The 2743-nt window shown below is 69.3% G+C and carries 3 protein-coding genes and 1 pseudogene; 3 read left to right on the top strand and 1 reads right to left on the bottom strand.

The window, feature by feature from the left end:
• Window positions 1-540 (top strand): helix-turn-helix domain-containing protein (locus GT042_RS21055; RefSeq protein WP_202533343.1); only part of this gene is annotated, 540 nt, incomplete at its 5' end.
• Window positions 541-566: 26 nt separating this feature from the next.
• On the opposite strand, the gene GT042_RS21050 is transcribed toward GT042_RS21055, so the two are convergent.
• Window positions 567-1112, bottom strand: coding sequence for an RICIN domain-containing protein (locus GT042_RS21050; RefSeq protein WP_161310283.1), 546 nt, complete (start codon window positions 1110-1112; stop codon window positions 567-569).
• 277 nt (window positions 1113-1389) lie between these two features.
• Here GT042_RS21050 and GT042_RS40135 point away from each other — a divergent pair, with 277 nt between their 5' ends.
• Together GT042_RS40135 and GT042_RS21040 are read left to right on the top strand one after the other, a co-directional pair.
• Window positions 1390-2163, top strand: a complete 774-nt coding sequence (locus tag GT042_RS40135) for a helix-turn-helix transcriptional regulator (RefSeq protein ID WP_161310282.1) — start codon at window positions 1390-1392, stop codon at window positions 2161-2163.
• Window positions 2164-2528: 365 nt separating this feature from the next.
• Window positions 2529-2743, top strand: a pseudogene (locus tag GT042_RS21040) (hypothetical protein); the annotation flags it as partial.

Below are 2743 nucleotides of genomic sequence, written 5' to 3'. Positions count from 1 at the left end.
GCAGCGGGCCCCGGGACCGACACCCCGGCGGGCGCCCCCGCCCAAGGGCTGCACGCCGACGCCCTGTTGGCCGCCGTACGCGGGACGTTGAGCGCCGGGCTCGCGGACGACGGGCGGCTCACGCTCGGGGTGAGTGCCGCCGTCCACTCGGCCGAGGGGTTGCGCGGCGCCCTGGAGGAGGCCCGGCACGCCCGCCGTGTCGCGGCGGCGCGGCCCGGTCGGATCTGCGCGGCCGGGCACCACGAACTCGCCTCGCACGTCCTGCTGCTGCCCTTCGTCCCCGACGACGTCCGGCGCGCCTTCACCGCCCGGCTGCTGGACCCGCTGCGGGAGTACGACAAGCGCCACCGGGCGGAGCTGATCCCCACCCTGGAGGCGTTCCTCGACTGCGACGGCTCCTGGACGCGCTGCGCGGCCAGGTTGCATCTGCACGTCAACACCCTGCGCTACCGAGTGGGCCGGATCGAGCAGTTGACCGGCCGCGACCTGTCCCGTCTGGAGGACAAGCTGGACTTCTTCCTCGCGCTGCGGATGAGCTGACCGCGCTGACGTGATCTGCCGGGCACTTACGCCCAGCGCCACACCTGGTTCGCGCGATTCCATTCCGTACCCGAGGTGATGCAGTTCCACACCTGGAGAACCGACTGCTGACCCGGCTGGCCGGACGGGGAATTGACTTCCATGCAGCGTCCGCTCAGACGGCTCCTGATAATCATGTAACTGATGGGAAAGCACATGCACGGTTCCTGCGGCGGACGGATCTCCTGCGTGTACCACTCGTTCGACCGGCCGTTGGCCTCGCAGTACGGCTCCTGAACGATCGGCAGACCATTCGCGGGGCTGCCACCGGGGACGACCAGGCACTGGCCGGAGTGACGTGCCCGGAGGCGGAAAAAGCCGTTTCCGCTGTCGAGCCGTTCGAACTCCTGCGACCAGCTCGTATTGTCGGGCCAGAGGAAAGCCCCGGTGCCCGTGGCGGTGGAGGCCCACATGACGTCCGCGTGGAGCCCGGTCCACTGATTCACGATCTCCACGAACGGGGGATCCGCGGCCGGCGCGGTTTCCCGGGCGGCGGCTGACGGAATGGCCACGAGGCCCGCCAATGTGATCATCGCCGCTACCAGCGTCGTTCGTCTCAGTCTTCTTTTCCGTAAGAAATTCAACCCATTTCCTTTCCCTGGTGTTCGCCGGTGAGCCGATTTCCCGCCTCCGCATCCATGGTGGAGGGGGCGGCTCGCGGGCGACAGGTGCCCATTCCGCCACCTTGACGTCTTAAATGACCTGTACATGACACGCTTTTCGGCTTATCCTCCTTATGGGCTGTGCGCCATGGGCTCTGCGCCATGGCCCGTGCGCCATGCGCTGTGAAGCGCCGACAGGGGGACCCCGGTGAACGAGGCACATCTGTTACGGCACGCATTGCTCGCCGCCCACCGCATCGTCAACAACGAGCCCTACGTGGAGGACTTGGCCGAGGGGCTGCTCCGCGTCGTGGGCGCGGACTGTGTATGTATCGACATCTGCCCGGCCTGGCGGACGCGGACGCCCTCGGTGACGATGGCCGGAGAACCCGACGACCTCTCCGCGGACGAGATCGACCACTGGATGGCCCTGTCCGCCGACGACCCGTACATCGGGAACCTTCTCGCCACCAGCGACCCACGCCCGTACCGCATCAGCGACTTCATGCCCTTCCACCGGTTCCGGCGGACTCTCGTCTACCAGGAGGTGTTCGCCCGGTACGGCATGCGCCATCTGCTGCTGATGGCACCGCACCTCAGCGACGAGAACCTGGTCCTCATCGGCCTGACGCGCAGGCTCCACGACTTCTCCGACCGGGAGACGCAAGCCCTCCACCCCGTTCGCGACCTCATCGCCACGGCGCTCGACCACCGGGCCCAGGTCACCGCGATCCAGGCCAGGATCAACGCCGGCCCGCCCGGCGCCCCACCCCGCCGGCGCACCCTCACCGAACGCGAGACCCAGGTGCTCGCGCTGATCGCCACCGGCCACACCAACGACCAGGCCGCGCGCCAACTCGGGATCAGCCCGCGGACCGTCCGCAAACACCTCGAAGGTGTCTTCTCCAAGGCCGACGTCCCCAGCCGCGCCGCCGCCGTCGCCTGGTGGCTCCGCCAACCCGAGGATCACGCCCGGCGATGACGCGGCACCCGCGCCACCGGTGTCGTGTTGACCGCCGTCACCCCTCAAGGGCGTCCCGGCCGTCCAGGTCGCCCGGAGATCCAAATCACCCGCGCAGGGTGCCGGAAGCGGTGATTCCGACAGGCAGGACACTCGCCGTTTCCCGGGCGTCCCCCCAGGTGACAGCCTTGCGACGGGTGCCGCCTGCCCCGCCGGGCGCGCCGTAACGCCCTTGTCCCCGGCACCCCCCGCGCCCCCTCGGCGACCAAGGCATTGTGAATTTTTTCACCTGTCCTCTTGGCCCAGCGTGCCGATCCGTGCTGAGATGCGTCCACACCCAACAGCACAATGGCGCGCTCGGGGAGGGCAATGTGGCGCATACCGCCATGTCTGGTTCCGGAACCACTGCCGGTGACGATCCACTCCAGACCGCGGTATGGCGGCTGCGCTCGCGAGGGTGCTGGACCGACGCGGCCGCCCTGCTCGCACCGCACGCCGCCGACCCGGCCCCGGCGCTCCAGCGCGCGTCGCTGCTCGTGGAGCGATGTCTGTTCACGGCGAAGGGCTGGGCGGAGGCCGAGGACGCGCTGCGGGTCGCCGA

Origin of the sequence: Streptomyces sp. SID3212, from assembly GCF_009865405.1 — a bacterium.
Lineage (GTDB): Bacteria > Actinomycetota > Actinomycetes > Streptomycetales > Streptomycetaceae > Streptomyces.
The sequence above is the reverse complement of the archived record's forward strand: the minus strand, read 5'-3'. Positions and strand labels throughout refer to the sequence as shown.